At 52.8% G+C, this 22,158-nt stretch carries 23 protein-coding genes; 6 read left to right on the top strand and 17 right to left on the bottom strand.

All coding sequences use genetic code 11. The annotated features are described in order from the left end of the window. Positions 1–92 precede the first annotated feature (92 nt). From ACO0LD_RS09335 to ACO0LD_RS09320, 4 genes are all read right to left on the bottom strand, one after another. A complete protein-coding gene (locus ACO0LD_RS09335) occupies positions 93–1,247 on the bottom strand; it encodes an HDOD domain-containing protein (protein WP_423006019.1) in 1,155 nt (384 codons plus the stop codon). A gap of 142 nt (positions 1,248–1,389) precedes the next feature. Beyond that, positions 1,390–1,971, bottom strand: coding sequence for a gamma carbonic anhydrase family protein (locus ACO0LD_RS09330; protein WP_423006017.1), 582 nt, complete (start codon positions 1,969–1,971; stop codon positions 1,390–1,392). 49 nt (positions 1,972–2,020) lie between these two features. Beyond that, positions 2,021–2,452 (bottom strand): MAPEG family protein, encoded by a 432-nt coding sequence (locus tag ACO0LD_RS09325; protein ID WP_423006015.1) that lies wholly within the window; start codon positions 2,450–2,452, stop codon positions 2,021–2,023. Then, positions 2,449–2,715: a tautomerase family protein gene (locus tag ACO0LD_RS09320; RefSeq protein WP_423006013.1), complete on the bottom strand. Its 267-nt coding sequence runs from the start codon at positions 2,713–2,715 to the stop codon at positions 2,449–2,451. The genes ACO0LD_RS09325 and ACO0LD_RS09320 overlap by 4 nt, the downstream gene beginning before the upstream one ends. A gap of 135 nt (positions 2,716–2,850) precedes the next feature. Between ACO0LD_RS09320 and ACO0LD_RS09315 the strand changes: the two genes are divergently transcribed. Continuing rightward, on the top strand, positions 2,851–3,870 hold the full coding sequence (locus tag ACO0LD_RS09315) for a GlxA family transcriptional regulator (protein ID WP_423006011.1): 1,020 nt from the start codon (positions 2,851–2,853) through the stop codon (positions 3,868–3,870). A gap of 17 nt (positions 3,871–3,887) precedes the next feature. Continuing rightward, the gene (locus ACO0LD_RS09310) at positions 3,888–5,054 is read left to right on the top strand and encodes an NAD(P)/FAD-dependent oxidoreductase (RefSeq protein ID WP_423006009.1); all 1,167 of its coding nucleotides are present in this window, start codon (positions 3,888–3,890) and stop codon (positions 5,052–5,054) included. Positions 5,055–5,085: 31 nt separating this feature from the next. Here ACO0LD_RS09310 and ACO0LD_RS09305 read toward each other — a convergent pair whose 3' ends face one another. After that, positions 5,086–6,000, bottom strand: coding sequence for a cupin domain-containing protein (locus ACO0LD_RS09305; RefSeq protein WP_423006007.1), 915 nt, complete (start codon positions 5,998–6,000; stop codon positions 5,086–5,088). A 104-nt stretch (positions 6,001–6,104) separates the two neighbouring features. Here ACO0LD_RS09305 and ACO0LD_RS09300 point away from each other — a divergent pair, with 104 nt between their 5' ends. Then, on the top strand, positions 6,105–6,851 hold the full coding sequence (locus tag ACO0LD_RS09300; protein ID WP_423006005.1) for an SDR family oxidoreductase: 747 nt from the start codon (positions 6,105–6,107) through the stop codon (positions 6,849–6,851). 76 nt (positions 6,852–6,927) lie between these two features. Here ACO0LD_RS09300 and ACO0LD_RS09295 read toward each other — a convergent pair whose 3' ends face one another. The 10 genes from ACO0LD_RS09295 to ACO0LD_RS09250 all read right to left on the bottom strand — a co-directional run bounded on the left by ACO0LD_RS09295 (position 6,928) and on the right by ACO0LD_RS09250 (position 16,736). Then, positions 6,928–7,956 carry an adenosine deaminase gene (locus ACO0LD_RS09295; protein WP_423006003.1) on the bottom strand — a complete coding sequence of 343 codons (1,029 nt, stop codon included), beginning with the start codon at positions 7,954–7,956 and terminating at the stop codon, positions 6,928–6,930. Between the two features lie 297 nt (positions 7,957–8,253). Further along, the gene (locus ACO0LD_RS09290; protein ID WP_423006001.1) at positions 8,254–8,511 is read right to left on the bottom strand and encodes a BTH_I0359 family protein; all 258 of its coding nucleotides are present in this window, start codon (positions 8,509–8,511) and stop codon (positions 8,254–8,256) included. 281 nt (positions 8,512–8,792) lie between these two features. After that, positions 8,793–9,176, bottom strand: coding sequence for a GTPase (locus tag ACO0LD_RS09285; RefSeq protein ID WP_423005999.1), 384 nt, complete (start codon positions 9,174–9,176; stop codon positions 8,793–8,795). A gap of 22 nt (positions 9,177–9,198) precedes the next feature. Beyond that, positions 9,199–9,921 (bottom strand): response regulator, encoded by a 723-nt coding sequence (locus tag ACO0LD_RS09280; protein ID WP_423005997.1) that lies wholly within the window; start codon positions 9,919–9,921, stop codon positions 9,199–9,201. Positions 9,922–10,137: 216 nt separating this feature from the next. After that, positions 10,138–12,525 carry an ATP-binding protein gene (locus ACO0LD_RS09275; RefSeq protein ID WP_423005995.1) on the bottom strand — a complete coding sequence of 796 codons (2,388 nt, stop codon included), beginning with the start codon at positions 12,523–12,525 and terminating at the stop codon, positions 10,138–10,140. Positions 12,526–12,566: 41 nt separating this feature from the next. Beyond that, a complete protein-coding gene (locus tag ACO0LD_RS09270) occupies positions 12,567–13,154 on the bottom strand; it encodes a DUF4390 domain-containing protein (protein ID WP_423005993.1) in 588 nt (195 codons plus the stop codon). Positions 13,155–13,210: 56 nt separating this feature from the next. Further along, complete coding sequence (gene rsmB, locus ACO0LD_RS09265; protein ID WP_423005991.1) at positions 13,211–14,653, bottom strand: 16S rRNA (cytosine(967)-C(5))-methyltransferase RsmB; 1,443 nt, start codon at positions 14,651–14,653, stop codon at positions 13,211–13,213. Positions 14,654–14,841: 188 nt separating this feature from the next. Further along, entirely contained in the window at positions 14,842–15,735 is an 894-nt protein-coding gene (locus ACO0LD_RS09260; RefSeq protein WP_423005989.1) for a lysophospholipase, read from the bottom strand. A 4-nt stretch (positions 15,736–15,739) separates the two neighbouring features. Then, entirely contained in the window at positions 15,740–16,084 is a 345-nt protein-coding gene (locus ACO0LD_RS09255; RefSeq protein WP_423005987.1) for a DUF1840 domain-containing protein, read from the bottom strand. Between the two features lie 136 nt (positions 16,085–16,220). Further along, positions 16,221–16,736 carry a hypothetical protein gene (locus ACO0LD_RS09250; protein ID WP_423005985.1) on the bottom strand — a complete coding sequence of 172 codons (516 nt, stop codon included), beginning with the start codon at positions 16,734–16,736 and terminating at the stop codon, positions 16,221–16,223. Positions 16,737–17,008: 272 nt separating this feature from the next. Here ACO0LD_RS09250 and ACO0LD_RS09245 point away from each other — a divergent pair, with 272 nt between their 5' ends. Together ACO0LD_RS09245 and ACO0LD_RS09240 are read left to right on the top strand one after the other, a co-directional pair. Continuing rightward, a complete protein-coding gene (locus ACO0LD_RS09245; protein WP_423005983.1) occupies positions 17,009–17,347 on the top strand; it encodes a hypothetical protein in 339 nt (112 codons plus the stop codon). Positions 17,348–17,364: 17 nt separating this feature from the next. Beyond that, entirely contained in the window at positions 17,365–17,844 is a 480-nt protein-coding gene (locus tag ACO0LD_RS09240; RefSeq protein ID WP_423005981.1) for a GNAT family N-acetyltransferase, read from the top strand. Between the two features lie 77 nt (positions 17,845–17,921). Here ACO0LD_RS09240 and ACO0LD_RS09235 read toward each other — a convergent pair whose 3' ends face one another. After that, the gene (locus ACO0LD_RS09235; protein ID WP_423005979.1) at positions 17,922–18,182 is read right to left on the bottom strand and encodes a DUF1161 domain-containing protein; all 261 of its coding nucleotides are present in this window, start codon (positions 18,180–18,182) and stop codon (positions 17,922–17,924) included. 537 nt (positions 18,183–18,719) lie between these two features. On the opposite strand from ACO0LD_RS09235, the gene ACO0LD_RS09230 reads away from it, so the two are divergent. After that, positions 18,720–20,963, top strand: coding sequence for an ATP-binding protein (locus ACO0LD_RS09230; RefSeq protein ID WP_423005977.1), 2,244 nt, complete (start codon positions 18,720–18,722; stop codon positions 20,961–20,963). Here the strand turns inward: ACO0LD_RS09230 and ACO0LD_RS09225 are convergent. Next, on the bottom strand, positions 20,935–22,137 hold the full coding sequence (locus tag ACO0LD_RS09225) for a DUF1501 domain-containing protein (protein ID WP_423005975.1): 1,203 nt from the start codon (positions 22,135–22,137) through the stop codon (positions 20,935–20,937). The two genes, ACO0LD_RS09230 and ACO0LD_RS09225, sit on opposite strands and share 29 nt — an antisense overlap. Positions 22,138–22,158: the final 21 nt, after the last annotated feature.

The raw sequence follows: 22,158 nt of genomic DNA, 5'->3' as shown, positions 1-22,158 counted from the left end.
CGAATTGAAACCCTGGAAGCGCAGTCGTACGATAGTACGGCGAGCATCGCAGGCCCAAAATAGCGTCGCGCAGTAACTTAATCAGAGGTTCCCTAAGTTTGTGCTTCAGGATGCTGTTGCACCCCGGTCGTGTCATATAACTGGATTTCATTCAAGTGATCAAAGCAACTGATTTCAGCCGGGTTCAGACCTACCCTGAGTTTTTTGTCCGTGCTATTCAATTGTCCATGGTTGACCAGCAAACGCATTTTAGCGATCAGGTCGGCGGTATGCAGCAAATGACCTAGCGGACTCCATTCTATGGCTTTGCGACCACCTGCCTGTTGTTGTAGCGCCAGGATCACATGCTCAGGGAATTCCCAGCGCTGGGCAATGCGGTACGACAGGGTCGCTGCGACGGACGAGAAGATAGGCTGGAAGGCGGGTGAATATTTGAACTTGCCATGCTCACAAGTCTGATCCAGCAAACGGAAAGCGATGATGAGACCGACATTTTTCATCAAGCCAGTCAAAAATGCATGGAAGGGATCAATATCACGGGCCAGCGTATGGCAGGCGACCGCACATTTTTCTGACTGACCCCAGATATGGGGCGCGGCACGACGCGTAAATTGCCCGGCATTGAGGTTGATGATGGGGCGGAAAGCGACCTTGGCGATCACCAGCCGCAAGCCTTCTTCACCCAGGACCATGACAGCTTTTTCCAGGCTGTTGATGCGGTCCGCCGGGTTGTACAGGGCGCTGTTGACGGTATTGATGACTTCGCCTACCAGCACCACGTCCTTGACGATCTGGCGCGACAATTCACCGGCAGAAATGGTTTTGTTGCGCAGGCTGTTCAGCAATTGCGGGATGACACTGGGTACGCGCGGCACGATGACGGCATCATTCAGGTCAGACGCCAGCAATTTGTACAGTGCCTGCATGACAATTTGTTCTGTTTCAATACTGCCACCCTCACCGGGGTAGCCCATGACCCAGTCAAAGAACAGGCTGTCGACAGGCAGGGCAGGTTTCCAGGCGACGAGTTTTTCTGCACTGACTGTGTTGGCTGTGGATACTTCTGGCACGGGGGCTGGTTCAGCCTGGGGCACAATGACCACGGGCTCGGGTTTGATCGTCGCTATTGGTTCAGGCGCTTTGGGCGCAGCTACTGGCTCAGGCGCAGGTTTGGCCGGGCTGATCACAGGCGCTGCCTGTTCTGCACCGAACAGACGGTTAAAGAATTTGCTCAGGGTATTCGCCACGGCTGCCCTTTCGATTCAAACTGAAATAGCGCATCTTGAGGTTCATGATGCGCCAGAAGTTTCAGTGTGTATATTTGCCGTGGGCATGTCAATCCCAAGCGCCAGCTATACTGAATTTGTTGCCCGTTTTTAACTTAAATTGTCATTCCCCTGCAGCAAGCTGGGCATTCAATATGGCAATTTCTGCCATGATTTCTGCCGGAAATTCTTCCCTTGCCCATTCCCTGTACTCACCGCGTGCATAGGCCAGGCCATTTTTGTAATACATATAGGCATTCAGGCGGTTGCGCACATAATTGTTTTGCGTGCGTATGACTTTACCTGGCGTACCCATGACGATGGAATTGTCAGGGATGATAGTGCCTTCCTTGAGGAAAGTATGCCCGGCAATAATACAATTATTGCCGATCACGCAGCCATCCATGATGGTGGAATTGATGCCTATCAGGCAGTTATTCCCTATGGTGCAACCATGGATGGTGCAGTGATGGGTGATGGAGCAATGGCTGCCTATGATGGTCGGGGTCTGGTCACCTATATGCAGCATGACAAAATCCTGGATATTGGTGTAAGCGCCGATGATGATTTCCTTATGCTCCGCCCTTGCCACCACATTCATCCAGATCGAGGCATGTTGCCCCACGCTGATCTTGCCATACAGCTGCGCCGTGTCGTGGATATACGCGGGCTTGTCGAGTGTGACATCCGGACCGATGAAAGCCATGTGCTCCCTCCCCAAAAAAACCACTAATGAAAGACAGCAGCATACTGCTTTACAGGTGCATTTGCTGAAGTATCCCGATAGCGATCATCCAGCACACCAGCATGCCAGACAAGTACAACATTGCCCGCCAGGGTTGCAAGCCACGCAGGTAGACGATGGTATGCAAATAGCGTATCAGCACATAGCTGCCAAACAGCCAGTTGGCGCTGGATGGGTCGCCACCGAGCAAGGCGTAGCTCAGCGCGAGTGCCAGGAAGAGTGGCAGGTTTTCTACATCATTGCGCCAGACGCGGGCACAGCGTTGTACCAGTTCCGCCTCAGACTCCACCGGGCGCAGGCCAACCATGCCCGCATCTTCAGGCAAGAGATAGCGACGGCTGCGTACGCGGCTGATGATCTGCACGCCGCTTAATAAGCTGGCTTTCAGGAAGAGCGCTAGCAGGGCCAGTACAAAGCTGGGCAGGGCAGGGTAATTCATCATGGTGCGACCTCCGTATTTTGTGGACTGCTGCGGGTATCTCTGACCGCCACAAATTGCGCGATTTGCTGGGTCGAAGGGCGCAAGCCGCTCATGGACCAACCTTCTGCCTCGCTTTCCTGAATATTGATCCAGACAGATTTCTTGAATTCCGGGTTACCGCCGCCTTCAATTTCCACCAGGACATCAGCAATTTTTTCCAGCAGGCGCTGTTTTTGGTCAGTGTTCAGCATTCCTTTAATCGTATTGATTTGAACGTAGGGCATGTCGTACTCCTTGTGTGATTGCTTGTAAGAGACCCCATTGTGCGTCTTGTAGAAAAACAGTACCATTGGCTGAATCGACAGAAAAAGGTGTTTATTGGACAGGCGGGGCAAATTGGACCGGGTAACCAAATGACGATGAAGACAACAAAGGATGGGATTGTCCGCATAGGCGTGCTGGTCTATCCTGGCTGCCTGCGCAGCGGGGCGGTGATGCCGCTGGATGTATTTACCATTGCCAATACCCTGGCAGGCATACGCCCGGCTGGTGCCAAGCCTGTGCATTTCGAAGCATTCTGGGTCAGCGCCCGTGGCGACATACTGCAAGAAGTAGATGGCCTGCATTTCCAGGCGCGCGATATATACGCACAAATTCATAAGCAGAAGCTGGATGCCCTCATGGTGCCGGGCATAGATCATAGAGACAGCAGCCAGCTTGATGGCCTGCTGGATGCACTGGCACCAGAGCAAGCGCTGATGGAAACTTATCTGCGGGATGACAGCCTGCTGATTTCCAGCTGTTCCAGCACCAGCCTGCTGGCACGGACAGGCAAGCTCGATGGCCGCCGCGCTACGACCAGCTGGTGGCTCAGTGCTTACTTCCGCAAGAAATTCCCGCAGGTTTTACTGGAAGCGGAAGAGTTGATTGTGCAGGATGGCCAACTGGTGTCGTCTGGTGGCGTAACTTCGTATATTGATTTGTCGCTATGGCTGGTGGGCCATTTTGCGGGGGAAGAGCTGCGCCAGATGACGGCCAAGATACTGGTGGTCGACGCGAATAGAAATAGCCAGGCTCCTTATGTCGCCAAGGCCATCATGCAGGACCAGGGCCATGCAGTCATTGAACGTGCGCGGCGCTGGCTGAACAAGCGCCTGGATCAACATTGGGCCATGGCCGACCTGGCTAGCTATTGCAACGTCAGCCAGCGCACCCTGCTCAGGCGCTTCCAGGAATCCATGAAACTCAGTCCCATCCACTATGTGCAACAATTAAGGGTAGAGCGCGCCAAGGCCCTGCTGGAAACCACCCGTTTGTCTCTCGAAGATATTACGGCGCGTTGCGGTTATGAAGATGTATCGAGCTTCAGTAAAATCTTCAAGCAATGGGCGCAAGTAACGCCCAAGGATTACCGGCGCAGGTTTGGTTTAAGATTTTAGAGTGCATAAGGGTGGCAATGGATAACAGACATATAGTGATCGTTGGTGGTGGCGTCATCGGTAGCGCAGTGGCTTATTTTCTGGCAGTGCATCCACGCTTCCAGGGCAGGATCACCGTACTGGAACGTGACCCCAGCTATACCCATGCCTCGTCTGCCCTGTCTGCAAGTTCGATACGCCAGCAATTCAGCACGCCGCTGAATATACAGATGTCACAATTTGGTATCGCCTTCCTGCGTGACTTGCATCAGCATCTGGCAGTTGATGGTGAGTTGCCGGAACTCGGTCTCAGCGAACATGGTTACCTGTATCTTGCCAGCGATGGTGGCGCGGCCACTTTGCGTGAAAATCATGAGATACAAAAGCATGAAAATGTTGATGTCGCCCTGCTTGATCAACATGGACTGAAGCAAAAATTCCCCTGGCTGAACGTCGATGACCTGGCACTGGGTTCACTGGGTCTCAGCGGTGAAGGCTGGTTTGATGGCTATGCCTTGCTGATGGCATTTCGCCGCAAGGCACGCAGCCTGGGTGCCAGTTACCTGCAGGCTGATGCGCAAGGCTTTGAACACGACAAGGGCAAAGTAACGGGCGTACGCTTGCAGGATGGCACGGTCATCCAGTGTGATGTCGCCGTCAATGCAGCCGGTGCCTGGGCGCGGCCCTTATTGGCGGGTACAGGTTTTGATTTGCCTGTGGTTGGCCGCAAGCGCACAGTGTTTGTGGTATCCAGCCCGGCGCAGACTCCGACCTGCCCGCTCATCATTGATCCATCCGGTTTATGGTTGCGGCCAGAAGGCCAGCAGTGGATATGTGGCTTGCCACCAGAAGAGGATCCCGATGACGCGCCGCTGGAAGCAGACTACGAGCAGTTCGATACGGTCTGGCAAATCATGGCGAACCGCGTTCCTGCTTTTGAAGCCCTGCGCATGCAAAGAGCCTGGGCAGGCTATTATGAATACCATGTGTTTGACCAGAATGCCGTCATCGGTGCTCACCCGCAATTAACTAATTTGATGCTGGCGAATGGCTTTAGTGGCCATGGCATGCAACATGCACCCGCTACTGGGCGCGGTATTGCAGAGCTACTGGTGGATGGTGCTTACAGCAGCCTGGATCTGTCTCCCCTATCTGCGCAGCGCGTCCTACTGAATCAGCCTTTGCTGGAAAAGAATGTGATCTGAGTGTCACCTGCGCGTTACCTTAGGCGCTGCTTCAACCTAATGTTTTCATCGACTCCCTGGCGAAATGTGTGGGCGGCATACCGACGTGGCGGGTGAAGGCGACACTGAATGCGCTGGCGGAGCCATAACCCACATGTTCTGCAATTTCCGTGATGCTGGCTTCTTGCTGTGCCAGCATTTTTTTGGCCTTTGCCATGCGCCAGGTTTGCAGGTATTCCATAGGGGCGATACCCACAGTGCGGCTGAAGCGCTCGAAAAAAGTCGAACGTGACAGGGCCGCCTGTCTGGCCAGTTGCGCCACTGTCCAGGGCTGCTGGATATTTTCATGCATGGAGCGCAGTGCGATCGCCAGTCTTTCGTCTGCCAGTCCGCGTAACAGACTGGGCGATGCATTACTCCCTGTTGTTGAGCGCAGCGCTTCGATGAACAAGACTTCCAGCAGATGCGCGAGTATGACTTCCCGCGCAGGCCGCTGCGCACGTGATTCTTCACTGACCAGTTGCACCAGCGTGCTCAACCTCTGTTCACCACGGACATGCAGCAATTGCGGCAGCAGCGACACCAGCAAGGCAGCGTCTGGCGAAGCAAAGCTGCAATGTCCCACCAGCAGTATCACTTCAGGCGGCCCGCTTTGCCTGCCCAGCCTGAATTCACCATGCAGCAAGGCGACTGGTTCGGTATCGGCATCTTCCTCGGCCAGTGCTTCCATGCTGGACATGCTAAAGCCCTGGGTGGCGGGGATGAGCACGAAGTCACCCTGTTGCAGCAGGACAGGGGCCTGCCCGGTAGCTGTCAGACGGCTGCTGCCTTCGAGAATAAGGCAGTAGAAGGTTTGCCCCGATTCATTGCGGCGCACCCGCCAGGAACCCGCAGCCTTGACGACTTTTGAATACCTGGCCTGCGGCTGGAGCAGGCTGACTACTTCCGCAAGAGGATCTGTGCTCATGAAATTCCCGGACTAATGCTAATGAAAGATGGACTATTGATTATGGATAGTCCATCTATGACTGATTATAGTCTGATTTCCAAAAAACACTTTCGGGTATCATCATGAAAACTGTACTCATCACCGGATGCTCATCCGGTTTCGGCCTGGTAACGGCACAATACTTTCTTGAGCGCGGCTGGAAAGTCATCGCCACCATGCGTACACCACGCGAAGACCTGCTGCCACGCTCAGCACACTTGCGCCTGCTGGCCCTGGATGTCAGCAATGCAGACAGCATACGAGCAGCGGTTGAGGCGGCAGGAGAGGTCGATGTGCTGGTCAATAATGCTGGTATAGGCATGCTGGGCGCGCTGGAAGGGACAGATATGGCAACGGCAAGAGAAGTCTTTGAAACCAATACTTTGGGAACTATCGCCATGACACAGGCGATGCTGCCGCAGTTCAGGCAGCGCAAGCAGGGCATCATCATCAATGTCACGTCCAGCGTGACCTTGAAAGCCTTGCCTCTGCTGGCTGTGTATACCGCCAGCAAGGCGGCAGTGAATGCCTTTACCGAATCGCTGGCGCTGGAACTGCAGCAATTCAATGTGAGTGTGAAGCTGGTATTGCCGGGGCGAGCGCCAGAGACGCGCTTTGGTGACAACGCCAGGCCACGCATGCAGGCAAGTATCCCACCCGCTTATGCTGAGCTGGCGCAGGGCGTGTTTGCCGGATGGGCAGAATCGCCGTTGCTGCTGACCCATGCGAGCGATGTGGCAGAGGCAGTGTGGTATGCCGCGACAGATGCATCCAGCCCCATGCGCATTGCGGCGGGGGCGGATGCCCAGGCATTGATGAGTGTGGATTAAAGCGAGATGTGTCCAGCATTCCTGCTCCGGTTGCTACCGTGACAGGAATGTTTTCAGCTTGATGCTACTTAGTGCTTTAGTTCTGTTGTGCGTATACGTCCAGCTCATCGAGCCAGACCTGCTTTTGTTCATCTGTCACAAAAGATGCTTCAAAAGCATTGCGGGCCAGTTGCACTAATTCTTCCTTGCCCAACTCCAGCGCATCGGCAGTGGCGATGTAATTCGCATTCATATAACCGCCAAAATAAGCGGGGTCATCTGAGTTGATGGTCACGCACAAACCGGCACGCAGCATGCGCGCCAGATTGTGTTCGCGCATATCCTTGACCACGCACAGCTTTAAATTCGACAGCGGGCATACCGTCAGCGGCATGCGGCTTTGCTGCAACCTGGCCATCAAAGCTGGGTCTTCTTCTGCGCGCACGCCATGGTCTATGCGTTCGACTTGCAAGACATCGAGGGCGCTATGGATATAGGCAGGCGGGCCTTCTTCACCAGCATGCGCGACAAGACGAAAACCCATGGCTTGCGCTATCGTGAAGACATGGGCAAATTTTTCAGGCGGATTGCCGACTTCGGCAGAATCCAGACCCACGCCTGTCCACAGGTCGGCATAGGCATCACGCAAGGGCAAGGCTGCTTCCAGCGTGGCAATGGCATCTTCTTCACTGAGGTGACGCAGGAAGCATAAGATCATTGCGCCAGAAAACCCGTGCCTGGCACGCGCTTCGCGCAAGGCGCGGGCGATGCCGGCGAATACAGTGTTGATGTCTATGCCACGTGCAGTATGGGTTTGCGGATCAAAGAACAATTCCACATGGCGCACATTGTCAGCCAGGGCGCGCTCTATATAAGCATGCGTCAGGTCAAAAAAATCCTGTTCGGTTTGCAGCACGGCAGCACCGGCATAATACAGATCCAGGAAAGACTGCAAGTCTGCAAAATCATAAGCTGCGCGTACTTCTTCCACGCTGGCGTAGGGTAATTGCACGCCGTTTTTTTGGGCGAGTGCAAACATCAATTCAGGTTCCAGTGAACCTTCTATATGCAAATGCAATTCTGCCTTGGGCAGGCCACGGATAAAGTCGTGTAGTTGAGTACTCATGATCTTGAACCTGAAGGGGGTAATTTTGAATAAAAGTATGGCAATGATACGCTGAAGATATCACTGCACCCTTTTCAGGATATCAAAACCAGATGATGTTCTGTATAGAGAGCGGCATATTGCGGCAGCGTCTTATCGCGCCTGAGGTGCCTGGGATTCGTGTCTGGCGTGCGTGCGGCAATGTTTATCTGCAATTTTCCAAAGCAAAAACCAAGTACAGACAAGGGCCAGAGCCATTATCCATACTTGTTGTCATGTTGCTTGCAATGCCTGAGCTGAGATGCGGCGCTAGCTTGATTAGTGCAGTAAAACGCTTTGACCCATATAACCATCAAACTGGCCAAGGAAATCATCGATTTCTTCTATGCTGGGTTCACTGGCGATGAGTTCAGTCACGTCTTTACGAAAATTGATGGCCAGCGGGCCGCCAATAAACCATTCACGGCGTACTGCCTTGTCGGTAATTTCATAGCCGCCAAAGCGCAGGGCTTCGTGGTCAGTATCTGCGCCATATTCGATGACGCTATATTGATCGCTGTTGTAAATGATGTTCATTTTATGCATCCTTTCTGGCTGGAGGAAATTCCTCGGGTTACCGTTCATGGTGCTTACATTGATGCAATGACAGCGAATTTCAAGCAATTGCCGCTGATGAAGCTACTGCGCGACGCGATTTTGAGCCTGTGATGCTCGCCGTACTATTGTACGGCTGTGCTTCTCGGTTCAAACTAGCGCCGCTCGCTACGCTTCCTCAACGACACTTGCGACCTCGTTACTATGCTGCTACTAAGTATTACGGCATGGCAACGTCTGGACTTTAGCGACTTAACATTGGTTCACAAGCTAGTGTTGTTATTGATCTCAAGCAAGTTGGAGTAGGTGGGGTCCTGGAGTGTTAGCAGGAGTTTATCTAAATGGGCATCGCTGGCGATGCCTAGGTATATATTAGCTGGTTTTTGCCTGAGGGCGCGGTTCAGGGTGACGCGCAGGCTGAGGTTGCCTATGCAACAGAAGCAGCCGGGGGCAATGCGGCTGATGTGCAATAGGTCACTGGGGTGCAGAATATCTTGCCCATCTGGCAAGCCTTCGAGGATGACGATGTTCTTGTCTGTGGCCGCGCTGTTGTCAAGTAAACAGGCAAGGGAGGCTGCGATTGCTGCCTCCCTTTGGGTGTAACTCGCGCCATGTATCAGGTGTAATTGCGCTTTTGCGATGTTCACACTGCTACTGATAACTTAAGACTTATTCGCCACGCTTGGCGTATTTCATGGACTCAACGCCCAATTGCTTGAGTTTGCGGTACAGATGGGTACGTTCCAGGCCGGTTTTCTCTGCCACCCTGGTCATGCTGCCGCCTTCGCGGTTCAGGTGGTATTCGAAGTAGATGCGTTCGAATGCATCCCTGGCTTCACGCAGCGGCAAGTCAAATGACAGGCTGGCAAATTGATTATTTGGTGCAGCAGCGACAGGCTGGGCAGCAGAAAAATGCCTGGCTTCATACGCCGGAGCAGCACTGCCAAAGCTGCCAGACATATTTGCGCTTGCCGGGTTGTCATTGCTGATCACGCGCAAGGCCGGGGCTGCCGGTTTTGTCGGCTCGGTGCTGCGGGTCAGGCCTTGCTGTACCGCTTTCAGCAATTTTTGCAGGGCGATGGGTTTTTCCAGGAAATTCAAGGCACCTATCCGGGTCGCTTCGACCGCTGTATCTATCGTGGCATGACCTGACATCATGATCACGGGCATGGTCAGCAAGCCGTCACGCTGCCATTCTTTTAACAGGGTAACACCGTCCGTGTCCGGCATCCAGATGTCGAGCAAGACCAGATCCGGCCTGGCTTCTTGCCTGGCAAGACGTGCCTGCTGAGCATTTTCAGCAAGCTGAACGACATGACCTTCATCACCGAGAATTTCAGACAACAATTCACGGATACCCATTTCATCATCTACGACCAATATATTTGCCATAAATCTACCCTATTACCGCCTCTATGTTTTTTTGGGTGCTTCTTACCGTTCGATGTTCAAGCTGGCCTATAGTCTGCTCCAGACTGGCTGGTGAAAACGATATGCTTGTGTTGAATGACAATTTCAAAGTGCCCCTTCAGCTCTTTATCCGTATGCCTCTTTTGGGAATATCGGAACAACTACTACTGCGTAACCATTACCGCAAGTACGGCGAACTTACGCCGTATTTGAATCCGGTGCTAACTTTAACAGCAAAATCGCTACTTTTGCACCGTTTGTATCGCTACGATTTTGAATATCGATTCTACCGCCATGTTCCTCGATGATTTTCTTCACCATCGCCAGCCCCAGACCGGTGCCACGTGGTTTGGACGTGGCATAGGGTTCAAAGGCACGTGCCAGGATTTTGCTGGAAAATCCCGGGCCGTTGTCGATAATTGACAGGCGTACCGCAGAGTGGGCGATCTGGTCAGTTCCAGTGTAGCGCACTACATCGGTGATTACATCAATATGCGGTACAAAAGCTGCGTTGGTATTGTCGGCAACTGCATCCTGGGCGTTTTGTAAAAGATTGTGAATTACCTGGCGCATCTGGGTGGCGTCCCCCATGACCTTGGGTAAATCCGCCGCCATGGTCAGCCTGATGGCATCACGGCCATCACCAGCAATATATAAATGCAGCACTTCATCAATCAGGCCAGCCAGATTCAAAGGCATGAGAACTGCCGGTGGCGTGCGGGCATAGTCACGGAAATCATCTACCATGCGCTTCATCGAGGTCACCTGGTTGACGATGGTGGTGGTACTCTTGTTGAGTATCAGGACATCGGTTTCGCTGAGCTTGTCTTGCAATTTCATTTGCAGGCGCTCTGCTGACAATTGTATAGGTGTCAGCGGGTTCTTGATTTCATGCGCAAGGCGGCGCGCCACTTCACCCCAGGCGATAGAACGCTGGGCAGAAATGATGTTACTGATGTCATCGAATACCACCACATAGCCACTGCCCGATGCCACTGGCAAATGAGAACCACGGGCCAGCAGGGTAATGCTTTGTTCATCTTCAGCGACCACCACTTCACCGGGTGCAGCAGGTGCTGCAGCTTTCTTGCCCTTGTTGGGACGTGGCACTTCAATCTGCTGCTGCCAGTGTTGTTCGCGCTCGTTTTCGCCACCGGCGGCTGACTGTGCATGCTGCTCTGAGAAGGCCTTGGAAATTGCAAAGGCAAAGGCCTGCATGCCATCAATGTCAGCCAGCGGTTTGTTGATTTCGCTTTCCAGCCTGCGCTGCAAGATGCGTTCTACTGATTCATTACAGGTCACCAGATTGCCATTCTGGTCCAGTACCATCACACCAGCTGACATATTCGCCAGCACAGATTCCAGATAGGCCTTGGCGTTTTCAAGTTCATTGCGGTTTTTTTCCACTGTGGCACGGGCGTCAAACAATTGCCGGGTCATGGTGTTGAAAGACTTGGTCAGACTGCCCAGCTCATCGGTGCTGGTGACGATAGGGCGGGGTGAGAAATTACCCTCGGTCACAGCCTTGGTGCCTTCTGCCAGTAACAATAAGGGTCTGGCCAGTTCACCAGAAATCAGGAAGGCGCTGGTGATAGCGGCAACAATTGCCAGCAACAACGTCAGCGTCAGCGTGATGATGTACATCTTTTTCAGGTTCACCCGGCCTATCGAGCGCACCTGGTATTCACGCGAGGCATTGCTTAGGGCTTCGGCATGCATGGCCAGATTGGCAGGCACTGGTTGTATCAATTGCAGGTAGAGTGCTTCATTTTGCAGGGAAATCCAGCCTGTCGTCATACGTAGCGGTACTACTACGCGTGAGCGCAGGATACGGGCAGGTTCAGGTGCCAGTGCCGGGCGCGTGGCACCACGGGTTTCTGTGACTGAGCTGGCAGTATTGGCTGCACTTGCCGTAGCGGTGGTACTTGTGCTGTTGGCGGAACTTGCAGTGGCAGGGTCATCGTCACCTGCAGGCTGTATCAGTTTTTCATCCCTGGCAGCGTAATAGCGTGACAGCTTGACTTGCCTGAGCATGTCTGGTGTCGGCAATTCTGGCAGCAGGCTACCGACATTATCATTGGCAGAAGCAATCAGGCGGCCCTTGCTATTGACGATGGTGGCTTCCTGTATCTGCATGCGTTCACGCAGGCGCGACAGATGAATGGACATCGAGCTTTCAGACGGATCAGACAATTCCGAAGCCATGTCATTGGCCTTGGATTGCAAATCCGCCAGCAAGAAGTCAAGCGCAGTCAGCCCCATGTTTTTGCCAGAATCAAGTGCGGACTCAACCTTGACGTCAAACCAGGATTCGATGGAGCGCGAGACAAACTGTACCGACACCAGGTAAATCACGCTGCCCGGCAAAATACCGACGAGGGCAAACAAGACCACTAGCCTGGTCATCAGTTTGGAACCGAACTCCTTCGCACGGTAACGGCGGAACAAGCGTAATACCAGGGTCAGCACCAATACCAGCAAGGCCAGGGCAACCACGGCATTGGCGTCCAGCAGCCATTCATAGTAACGCTCAAAACGCGCAGAATTTTCCTGTACTGTGGTCAGGAAAAATAGCAGGATGCTCATCAGAGCACCACCGATGATCAGTGCGTACCGCAAAAATCTTGTCACTTGTCTTCAGCCTTGAAGGAAAAACGCTTCCACTCGGTTTTCTGACTCCAGTGACTGTCGTTGAAGCTGGGTATCTGCAAATGCATGGGGATCTTGCTTAAACCCATGCGCAATTGCAAGGCAACGTTATAGCTGGCACCACTGGAGAGCAGTGATTTGTCGGCAATCAGCCAGCGGTTCGGGCGTGTCACCAGGTTCAGCGCAGTGTCGAGAGAGGCGAAGTTTTGTTGCAAGCCATTATTAATGGTGACGGTATATTGCTGCGTCCACTCATTATAGGCAATCCTGACCAGGTATTCGCTGCGCACCACCTTTTCGTCCACCCAGTACCAGCGTGAACGGGTCAGTTCAACTTCCGTGGTGAAAGAGACCGGGATGCCATCGCGGATAGCCTTGCGCAAGCTGTCACTGAGTTCCAGTGAAAAAGTGGCAGCCAGGCGGTAACCCTCGTCACTGGCTTCTATCCTGGCCGTTTTGACTTCCACATCGGCAGCCTGGACTGCAGGTGCCGCTGCCATTGCCAGCAGCACCAACATCAAAGTCAGCGAAAACTGGCGCAGCAGGGAAGCGAAACGTCTGAACATGCAATCAATACGGAAACAAAAGTCTGCTAATGATAGCTTGAACTTGTTGGCATTCGTCAATTTTGCAGTGGTTTTTGAAACAATGCATAGAACAAACCGTCATGTTCGTTGTTGCTTTCGGACGTATTGCCCATGCTGGGCAGTAATTGGCCTGGAGCGTCCAGGCGTTCTGCCCCGTTGCGGGTGACAAAGGCGGCTGCCTGGGCTTCGGATTCCAGCGGCCAGATCGAGCAGGTGACCATCAGCATCTTGCCACCCGGTTTCAGCATGCGCCACAGATTATCAAGGATGCGGGCCGACAGGGCAGCCAGCTGGGCTGCATCGGTCTTGCGGCGCAACCAGCGGCTGTCGGGATGACGCCTGACCACGCCAGAGGCTGTACAGGGCACATCAGCCAGGATGCGGTCATAGGGTTGGCTATCCCACCAGTTGTTGCGGCAGGCATCGCCTTCCTTGATTGTCGCAAATAACTTCAGACGCGCGAGGTTTTCATGAATGCGCTGGATACGGGCAGGGTCAGTGTCAACCGCAGTCAGTTCTATATCAGCCAGTTCCAGCAAGTGACCAGTCTTGCCGCCAGGGGCCGCGCAGGCATCCAGCACGCGCATGCCTGCCTGCACGTCCAGCAACGGGGCAGCCAATTGGGCGGCGGCATCTTGCACTGATACAACACCAGCTTCAAAGCCGGGGATGTTCAACACAGGCATGGGACGGTCCAGACGTACGGCAAACGGGCCTATCTGGCGGGCACCAATTTGTTGGCTGGCCAGTAATTCCAGATAAGCGGCTACTGTACTGGCACGTTGATTGACCCGCAAAGTCAGAGGTGGGGCATGGTTGCCACAGCTTAAAATGGCTTGCCAGTCTTGCGGATAAGCTGCCTTGCACTGGTCTACCCACCATTGCGGGTAATTCCATGCGGCCGCAGGCTGCTTCATGACCAGCTTCAGTAATTCATCTTTTTCACGCAGATAGCGGCGCAGCACGGCATTCACCATGCCCTTGGCAAATACCATGTGCTGGCTGGAAGTGGCGGCAGTCACTGCCTGGTCCACCACCACGAATTCTTCATAGGCTTTTTCATCATCACCGTCATTACCAACCAGCAAGGTCAGGGCGCAGCACAGCATGCTATATAACAAGGCTGGTTCTGGCGTCTTGTTGGTCATGATCTTCAGCAAGGCATCGACCGTGCCCACCTGACGCATGGTGCGGTAGGCAATATCCTGTATCGCCCCGCGTGCCTGTGGCAAAGCATTGGTTTGTGTGAATACCCTGGTCAGCGCTTGTGGCAAGGCTGTACCTTCCAGCACATAGGCAACTGCCTGCGCTGCCCCAACCAGACTGAAAGCCAGAGAATCTGCTTTGATTTCTATGGTCTCAAACTCTACCTGTGGCTTGCTGATGCCATGACTGGTGCTACCTGTACTGACAGTATTATTGGCAGCGCGGGCAGGTTTGGCTGGTCGGCCCAGGGTTTTTCTTGGTTGATCTTGCATATGTCTGGATAGTTTTGCTTATTGCAATAAATTGCCTTGGTAGCAATTTAACATGGTCAGCCCGATAAGGCGAGAGGGCGCTAGTGTAACAGCCTTGTCGTCCTTATCTGCGTTCTGCTGTTTTCTCCAAGGCGAAACTGTACCCGACTGGCAGGTCTTTATCGGTTCGCCGTCAGATAAAACTGCTTTCAGGCTGCTTTTTGTATCTGTTCCAAAGGAGTGAATTGCTGGAGTTCCAGCCAGGTGCGCAAGTCATCGAATACCCTCGTGGCATCGAGCTCATTAAATATTTCGTGATAGAAACCGGTGTAAATATGCTCTTTGAACTGGATTTCACCCAGTTTTTCCAGGAAACGCCTGCTACCTGCAGGGTCAACCAGATGATCATCCTCTGCCACCATCATCAGCAAGGGGAGGTTTAATTCAGCCGCATGGGCATGACAATAATCCATGGCCTGCAACATGCTGGTCAGCAGGCGCGCACTCAGGCGATTATGTACCAGGGCATCATTTTCATAGGCCAGCACCACTTCGCCATCGTGGGATAAATAGCGGGCTTGCAAACCATTTGGCAAGCCGACGCCGGGGATCAGGCTGGAAGCAACTTTCAGCAAACCATGCTGCAAGCTCGACATGCGTATCGCCAATGCCGGGGAAGAAAGGATCAGGGCGCGTAGTGGCGTCAGTTGTTCCAGTGCATAGCGGGCAGCAAACAAGCCCCCCATGCTATGTCCTAACAATATGGGCGGGCCGGCCAGTTGCTGGCTAAAGTCGCTGATGACCATCTGCGCATCACGCAGCAGACACATCGAATCTGGCACGTCACCGCTGCCACCGGCAGACTGGCCGTGGCCACGGTGATCATAAGTCCGCACGACAAAACCCAGGGCATTGAAGAACCTGGCGACATGGGCATAACGCCCGCAGTGTTCACCCAGACCGTGCATGATGACTACCCCTTGCCGGGCCGGGCTGCTCTGACTGCTGGCGTCATCCGCAAGTGGCCAGTCACGCACAAAAATCGCCTTGCCATCGGCGGTCTGTAGTTCAAATTCCCTGGTATTTTCTACGTGGGAAGTCATGGCTTTATACGCCCCACATCACTTCGCGCTGCATCTTGTTGGCGGCGTGCAGCATTTCAAGTACCGGGAAAGCCCTGGTGGCAAAACTCACTGGCTCTGGTGTTTCGTGATCATTATCATCACCGTTTTCATTGTGATGGGCATTGACATCACGGCTGACTTCTTCAGAAATCGAATGTGCCTTGCTTTCGGCAACTGCAGCTTCAATTTTCTGTATCGCTTGCGGTAGTTCCGGTGGCGTAATGATGCCGCGCTCTACATCTTTTTGTAGCAGATCCAGAATCCGGCGTGCATGCTCTTTGTACATGGTGATTTCTGTAGCAGCTTTGGATTTGAACGTAATCAGCATGGGCATTTCCCCTATTTTTCTATGATATGTGAAAATAAAGCGGCCAGACACCAGCAATGCGCTAGCGGCACTGGGCTGGCTGCGCGTACTTATATAATAATCCCAAATTGCCTGATTGTCGTTTCAGATTATTGCTTCAGTTGGATTTGAAAGACGTCATATAGGTGTCGATGACATCCTGCTTCATGTCTTTTTCCTGGCCCAGCATGATAATTTGATACACCCAGGGGCCACGTATCAGAAAACGACCCACCAGCATGACCGGCTGGCCATTGCGCAATTTGCCACGCACTTCCAGCATATCTGTACCTGCGCTTTTAGTGGTTTCCGGCGTTCCCTGGATATTCTTGATCATGCCTTTTTTCATGGCTTCCATGATCAGGCTGGCCTTGCTGGCATCGTCAACTTTCGTACTACCGACGGCAAAACTGATGCCGCCAACTTCACCAGCCAGCATGTCCATTTTTACATTGATGCCTTCCAGTTGCATGTCCTTGCTGTCACCCAGCGGTTTACCCGGCATCAGGATGGAAAATGGGGCATTGTTGCCACGGGCATCGCGCCAGTCAAATTTAGGGCTGCAGGCGCTCAGCAGTATCAGGCTGATAATGTAGCTACCAAGCAGCAAGGCGCGGTGGATGACAGATTTCATGGAATTTCAATTCTATAAGATTGCAAAATAGCATTCATGTTTACGGCTTTCTTGCCGTCAACAAACCAAGCGCTACATGATAATTCCTTTGGGAAGAATTCGCCTGTTTTTACATGAGATTGCTGCTTTGCCCAAAAAACTGGCAGGTAATTCCCCCTCTGTCCTGAGCAACAAGCCATTCTGTACGGGCATACACTGGGGTATCATTAGCAAGTCTATGCATTTCTACGCAGTTCAATATGCAGGTCTCATTTAATTTTTTTGGTGCTGTGATGTCATTTTCCAAGTTCTCCGGGATTTTTTTGCTGATGCTGACATCGCTGACGGCTTGCGACCGCCTGGGTTTGCCTGATCCCGCCAGGGATGCGGCAGCGCGCGAGTCAGATGCCCGCGCTACTGGCAGTGCCTGTCGCCATGCTGGTCGCGCCATAGAAGACTGTTATGCCCTCAATCCTGATGCCGCAAGAGCGCCAGTGTACGCAGGATGGAAGGAAATGAATGACTATATGCGTGAAAACAAGATAGATGTCGTCAAGCCAGAAATGGCAAAGTCAGATCCGCCTAAAGCCGAAGAAAGCAGTGCCTCGGCCAGTGCCAAGGCACCAAAGTAGAAATGCTGGTGCGCACCATGCAGCCAGACGATCTGGCTGCCGTTTATCACATTCAAACCCTGGCCTACGTCAGCGCAATGGTGGAGTCCCCAGCATTGCTGGCCAGCCGCCTGGCTGCAGCACCAGATTGTACCTGGGTTGCAGAGCACGATAATCAGGTAGTCGCTTATCTGGCTGCTTACCCTTCTGTGCATGGACGAGTCTCTGCCCTGGGTCAGGATTTTCAGGTAGCCCACATTCCCAATGCCCTTTATTTACATGACATGGCTGTAGCACCTGCACAAGCAGGACAGGGGCTGGCGCGTGCCATGCTGGCATCTGCACTGGCGCATGCAGGCGAGCAGGGGTGGCGATATGCCTGCCTGGTGTCAGTACAAAGTACCAGGTCTTATTGGCAAGGCCTGGGTTTTATTGAACAGACTGACTTGAATGAAGAGCAAACCATAAAACTGGCCAGCTATACAGGGCCAGCTTTTTATATGGTCAAAGAATTGTAATCCCAGAGACAAGAAAAGCGGCTTTGCCATCTGGCCTTGCCTGGACAAACCGCTTCGCTTCAAGCTATCTGGCTAGTTCATTCTTCAGCCTTGCTGCCAGCCTTTTCTTTCTTGTAGATGATTTTTTTCTTGCCGCCTTCGCAGGTACCAACAACACGGTGTTTGGTTTCAGTATCTTTGGAGACGACTTGCAGGCTGTAGTTGTTCACTCCCTTGCCCTCCAGCTTTGCCGCTACCTTGTCTTTGATGGTTTCACAAGAGGTGACCTCGGCCCAGACCGGTGCACTGCCGAGCAAAAAACTGATGACCAGACCTTTGACCAAAATGCTTTTTCTCATTTTGCTTGCTCCCTTTCTAAGTTTTTATGTAATACCCTTAGAACCTGTTTGCGATCTTACTGCGCGAGCGTGATCGGGGATCATGTGCTGCTCAAAATGCTCATGTACCAGAGTACATTCCGCTTTTTGCGCTGCGCTTTTGTTACCCCAACCCCGCTGACGCTCGCTCGCTACAGATCGTAAACAGGTTCTTATAAGCCAGAGCAGGCTTGTATCTGGCGTATCTTCTTAAAACCGTAACATTTCCTTGCCGTTTTTGATAGAAATAAATAGTTTCTTCACAGAAAGCGTGGTAAATCGTCTGCAATTTGCCACTTGCTGCTAAAGTCCCGTGGTTTCTATATTCTTTAGCTTTCTTGTCGATACAGGAACTTAGCTGTCTCCATTCAGGACTGGAATAGAATATCTATACAATGCAGCAATGCTTTACTATTGGACAATTGAAACAGTCAAATTAAATCGGGCAACATGCAGGTCTATCAACTTGCCAGACTTTGAGCACAAGGATCAGCTTTGAGCGTGACCGGACGACATGAAATGAAGCCAGCAGGATTGCCTACCAGCCGTTTAGCCATTGCGCTGGCGGCCAGTCTGGTGCTGGCTATTATTGTCGGTGCTGCCATTGCTATCTGGATGCTGCGCATACAGGAAATCGGCAAATGGGAAAAGCAGACTGAAACCTTCAGTGTCGTGCTGGCAGAAACCGTCAGCCAGCAAATGGATTTTGCCTACACCGCACTCGACAGCATTGCCGAGCGTATCCAGGACCGCTGGAGTGTCAGTGCAGAATATTTGTCAGGCAAATTATCCACCCATGATTTTCACCAGTTCCTGCGTGAAAAAGCGGCGCTGTCGCCTGCTGTTGAAGTCATTTCCGTGCTGGATGTGGATGGCAATGTCATTAATACTTCACGCAATTTCCCGGCACCTACCTATAGTCTGGCTGACCGCGATTACTTCATTGCGCAACGCGATAATCCCGTGCAAGGTATTTTCCTGAGTTCTTCAGTACGCAGCAAGACCACAGGTAAATGGATGTTCTTCCTCAGCCACAGGCTGACGGGTAGTGATGGCGAATTCATAGGTGTCGTCATACTCGGCATGTCGCCGTCCTTTTATTCACAGTTTTATGAAAAACTCAGTGCCGATGGTCATGCCTCCATAGGCTTGCTGCGCAATGACTTTACCTACCTGGCACGCTGGCCAGAGCGGGGTGAAGTCATGGGCATGCGCAACCTGACAGGCAGCACTTATGAGCTGGTGCATGAGAGAAACAAGAAATCTGGCGTTGTTATCATGAATAACCCGCGCATGTCAGAAGGTGGCAAACCTGTCACCCGTATGGCGGCGATACAGTCGCTGGAAAAATATCCATTGATCATCAACTTTTCTATTGATGAAGACCTGTACCTGGCTGACTGGCGCAAAATCAGTACTGGCATCGTTGTTATCGCCATGAGCGGCATACTGGCCATCGTGGCGGCCTTCAGCGTACTGGTGAATTTGCTGGAAAGACGGGAGCAGGATCTGGCGGTGACGACTGAGTTGAAACAACAGGCTGAAGTCATCAACCGCAACCAGGCCCATTTGCTGAAAAACCTGACCGAGCAGCAAATCGCCCTGAAAGATTCATCTGATCGCTTGCAGGCGATTTTCCAGAATGCGGCGGACGGTATCATCATGATCGATGACACCGGCAAGATTGAAGCCCTGAACCCCGCTGCAGTGGCGATCTATGGTCATCCAGCGAGTGAAGTAGTCGGCAAGAACGGTAAATTTTTCTCGCCACCCGGCCAGCCTGATTTGCTGGGCCTGGCCATGAGCCGCCGGGAATTCCTGGAAACGGGTTGCCTGCGCACCGAGACCGAGCGCATGCGCAAGGACGGCAGCCTGTTCCCGGCTGAGCTGGCGATCACCGAGTATTACCATGCAGGCAGGCGCAAACTGATCGTCATCGTCAGGGATATTTCCGAGCGCCGCAAGATGGAACGCATGAAGAGCGAATTCATTTCCACCGTCAGCCATGAACTGCGTACACCGCTGACAGCCATCAGAGGTGCACTGGGCCTGATCACCGGTGGTGCCATGGGCGCAGTGCCGGAAAAAATCTCGGCCCTTATGGGTATGGCGCACAAAAATAGCGAGAGCCTGACCAGGCTTATCAATGATCTGCTGGATATCCAGAAAATAGAAGCTGGCAAGATGGATTTTGTGTTTGAATGCCTGCCTCTGCAAAACCTGCTGCAAACGGCCATCAATAATAACCAGGGTTTTGCCCACAGCATGAATACCGAAATCGTACTCGGCAATCAAGTTGAACAAGCCTTGGTCATGGTAGATACCGGGCGTTTCCAGCAAGTCATGGCCAATCTCTTGTCAAATGCCTGCAAGTATTCACCCGAGGGCGCGGTGGTGCAGGTATTGAGCATTGCCAGAGGCGACAATCTCATCCGCATAGAGGTGATAGACCAGGGTTCGGGCATACCAGAGAATTTCCGCGAGCGTCTGTTCCAGAAATTTTCTCAAGCCGATTCTTCAGATACCCGCGCCAAGGGCGGTACTGGCCTGGGTCTGGCGATATCCCAGGCCATCGTCCAGCAAATGCATGGTGACATAGGTTATTACATGTCCCAGGATGCGGGACATGAATCTGCGCAAGAAGGGGGTGAGGGCCAGGATGTCTTGCATACTGGCACACATTTTTATATAGACCTGCCTTTACACAAAGAAGGTCTGAACGGGCTGGAGTCGTTTACACCAAAGCCAGATCACGTGCTTTGACACCGGCAAATACCTGTTCAATCTGGCCAGCATTCAAACCATACAGACGGCTGAACAAACCGCCAAGGACTGCGCGATATTCATTCAGTACAGGGTAGTCACGGTTCTGGAATAACTTGCCTGCTTCAAGAGAGACTTGTTCACCGGCGATTTGCCCACCCTTGATACCGCCGCCCAAAACCCAATACACCGTGCCATGGCCATGGTCGGTGCCATGCTTGCCGTTTTCGCGGAAGGTACGGCCAAATTCACTGATGACCACCACCGTGGTATTGCGCCAGGTATCACCCATTTCGGTACGATAAGCTGCCAGCCCGCGGCCCAGTTCTTCAAACTTGACGGCCAGCGTGCCTGTTGCCGCACCCTGGTTAACATGCGTATCCCAGCCGCCGACATCAATAAAGCCCAGCGCATATTTGTCGCGCATGAGTTTGGCGATGCGTTGCGCTTCCAGCTCAAAACCCTTGGTAGAGATGGCATTGCGGTTGGCGCTATTCATTTCTTCCGCCATTTCACGGGCCACTTCATCGCGCATGGCAAAACCATCTTTGACTGTTTGCGACAGGCTGGTATCGGCATACATCTGCAATATCATGTCGCGCTGGCGCTGGTCAACATTCGCCTTGCTGACATTGCGCAAGGCGGTGTTGGCGATACGCGCCTGGCCTTGCATGGCCAGTGGCAACTGATCGGTGAAAGACATGGCACTGACTTTGCCATTATTGCCCAATACTTTGGCCAGGCGGTTCAAAAAGCCGGAATGGAAATCGCGGCTGCCATTCAAAGGCTGGCCCATTTCTATACTGTCCTGGGTTTCAAAATGGCTGCGCGTCAAATCGTCAGTACCGGCAAAGGGGATGAACGCAGCCTCACCTTGCTGGAACATGGGATAAATCGTGTCACGCAAGGCCGGGTGCAAGCCCCAGTCGGCATTCAGTGCCAGTGCCGCATCCGGTATGGAACCAGGTCTGGCGATAGCAATATTCGGTCTGGCTTCATAGTAAAAATTGCTGGAAGTAGGCACCAGCAAATTGCTGGCGTCATAGCCGCCGCGCAAAAATACCAGCAACAAACGATTCTGGGTGGCGGGTGCAGCCATGACCTGGCTACTCAAACCCAGCATGGCGGACGATGGCAGCAGAGCCAGCGCTTTTAATAAGTCTCTACGGTTCATGATGATGACCTTTCCGTGACG

The sequence above is a fragment of the Undibacterium sp. Ji83W genome, from assembly GCF_049340385.1.
Lineage (GTDB): Bacteria > Pseudomonadota > Gammaproteobacteria > Burkholderiales > Burkholderiaceae_D > Undibacterium.
Note: the sequence above shows the minus strand (reverse complement) of the source record. Positions and strands in the feature narration are given on the sequence as shown.

What these genes read in the sequence shown, in the direction of transcription:
- ACO0LD_RS09330 (WP_423006017.1), bottom strand. Translation starts at nt 1,971, where the DNA reads ATGGCTTTCATCGGTCCGGATGTCACACTCGACAAGCCCGCGTATATC.
- ACO0LD_RS09325 (WP_423006015.1), bottom strand. Translation starts at nt 2,452, where the DNA reads ATGATGAATTACCCTGCCCTGCCCAGCTTTGTACTGGCCCTGCTAGCG.
- ACO0LD_RS09320 (WP_423006013.1), bottom strand. Translation starts at nt 2,715, where the DNA reads ATGCCCTACGTTCAAATCAATACGATTAAAGGAATGCTGAACACTGAC.
- ACO0LD_RS09315 (WP_423006011.1), top strand. Translation starts at nt 2,851, where the DNA reads ATGAAGACAACAAAGGATGGGATTGTCCGCATAGGCGTGCTGGTCTAT.
- ACO0LD_RS09310 (WP_423006009.1), top strand. Translation starts at nt 3,888, where the DNA reads ATGGATAACAGACATATAGTGATCGTTGGTGGTGGCGTCATCGGTAGC.
- ACO0LD_RS09305 (WP_423006007.1), bottom strand. Translation starts at nt 6,000, where the DNA reads ATGAGCACAGATCCTCTTGCGGAAGTAGTCAGCCTGCTCCAGCCGCAG.
- ACO0LD_RS09300 (WP_423006005.1), top strand. Translation starts at nt 6,105, where the DNA reads ATGAAAACTGTACTCATCACCGGATGCTCATCCGGTTTCGGCCTGGTA.
- ACO0LD_RS09295 (WP_423006003.1), bottom strand. Translation starts at nt 7,956, where the DNA reads ATGAGTACTCAACTACACGACTTTATCCGTGGCCTGCCCAAGGCAGAA.
- ACO0LD_RS09290 (WP_423006001.1), bottom strand. Translation starts at nt 8,511, where the DNA reads ATGAACATCATTTACAACAGCGATCAATATAGCGTCATCGAATATGGC.
- ACO0LD_RS09280 (WP_423005997.1), bottom strand. Translation starts at nt 9,921, where the DNA reads ATGGCAAATATATTGGTCGTAGATGATGAAATGGGTATCCGTGAATTG.
- ACO0LD_RS09275 (WP_423005995.1), bottom strand. Translation starts at nt 12,525, where the DNA reads ATGAGCATCCTGCTATTTTTCCTGACCACAGTACAGGAAAATTCTGCG.
- ACO0LD_RS09270 (WP_423005993.1), bottom strand. Translation starts at nt 13,154, where the DNA reads ATGTTCAGACGTTTCGCTTCCCTGCTGCGCCAGTTTTCGCTGACTTTG.
- rsmB (WP_423005991.1), bottom strand. Translation starts at nt 14,653, where the DNA reads ATGCAAGATCAACCAAGAAAAACCCTGGGCCGACCAGCCAAACCTGCC.
- ACO0LD_RS09260 (WP_423005989.1), bottom strand. Translation starts at nt 15,735, where the DNA reads ATGACTTCCCACGTAGAAAATACCAGGGAATTTGAACTACAGACCGCC.
- ACO0LD_RS09255 (WP_423005987.1), bottom strand. Translation starts at nt 16,084, where the DNA reads ATGCTGATTACGTTCAAATCCAAAGCTGCTACAGAAATCACCATGTAC.
- ACO0LD_RS09250 (WP_423005985.1), bottom strand. Translation starts at nt 16,736, where the DNA reads ATGAAATCTGTCATCCACCGCGCCTTGCTGCTTGGTAGCTACATTATC.
- ACO0LD_RS09245 (WP_423005983.1), top strand. Translation starts at nt 17,009, where the DNA reads ATGTCATTTTCCAAGTTCTCCGGGATTTTTTTGCTGATGCTGACATCG.
- ACO0LD_RS09240 (WP_423005981.1), top strand. Translation starts at nt 17,365, where the DNA reads ATGCAGCCAGACGATCTGGCTGCCGTTTATCACATTCAAACCCTGGCC.
- ACO0LD_RS09235 (WP_423005979.1), bottom strand. Translation starts at nt 18,182, where the DNA reads ATGAGAAAAAGCATTTTGGTCAAAGGTCTGGTCATCAGTTTTTTGCTC.
- ACO0LD_RS09230 (WP_423005977.1), top strand. Translation starts at nt 18,720, where the DNA reads ATGAAGCCAGCAGGATTGCCTACCAGCCGTTTAGCCATTGCGCTGGCG.
- ACO0LD_RS09225 (WP_423005975.1), bottom strand. Translation starts at nt 22,137, where the DNA reads ATGAACCGTAGAGACTTATTAAAAGCGCTGGCTCTGCTGCCATCGTCC.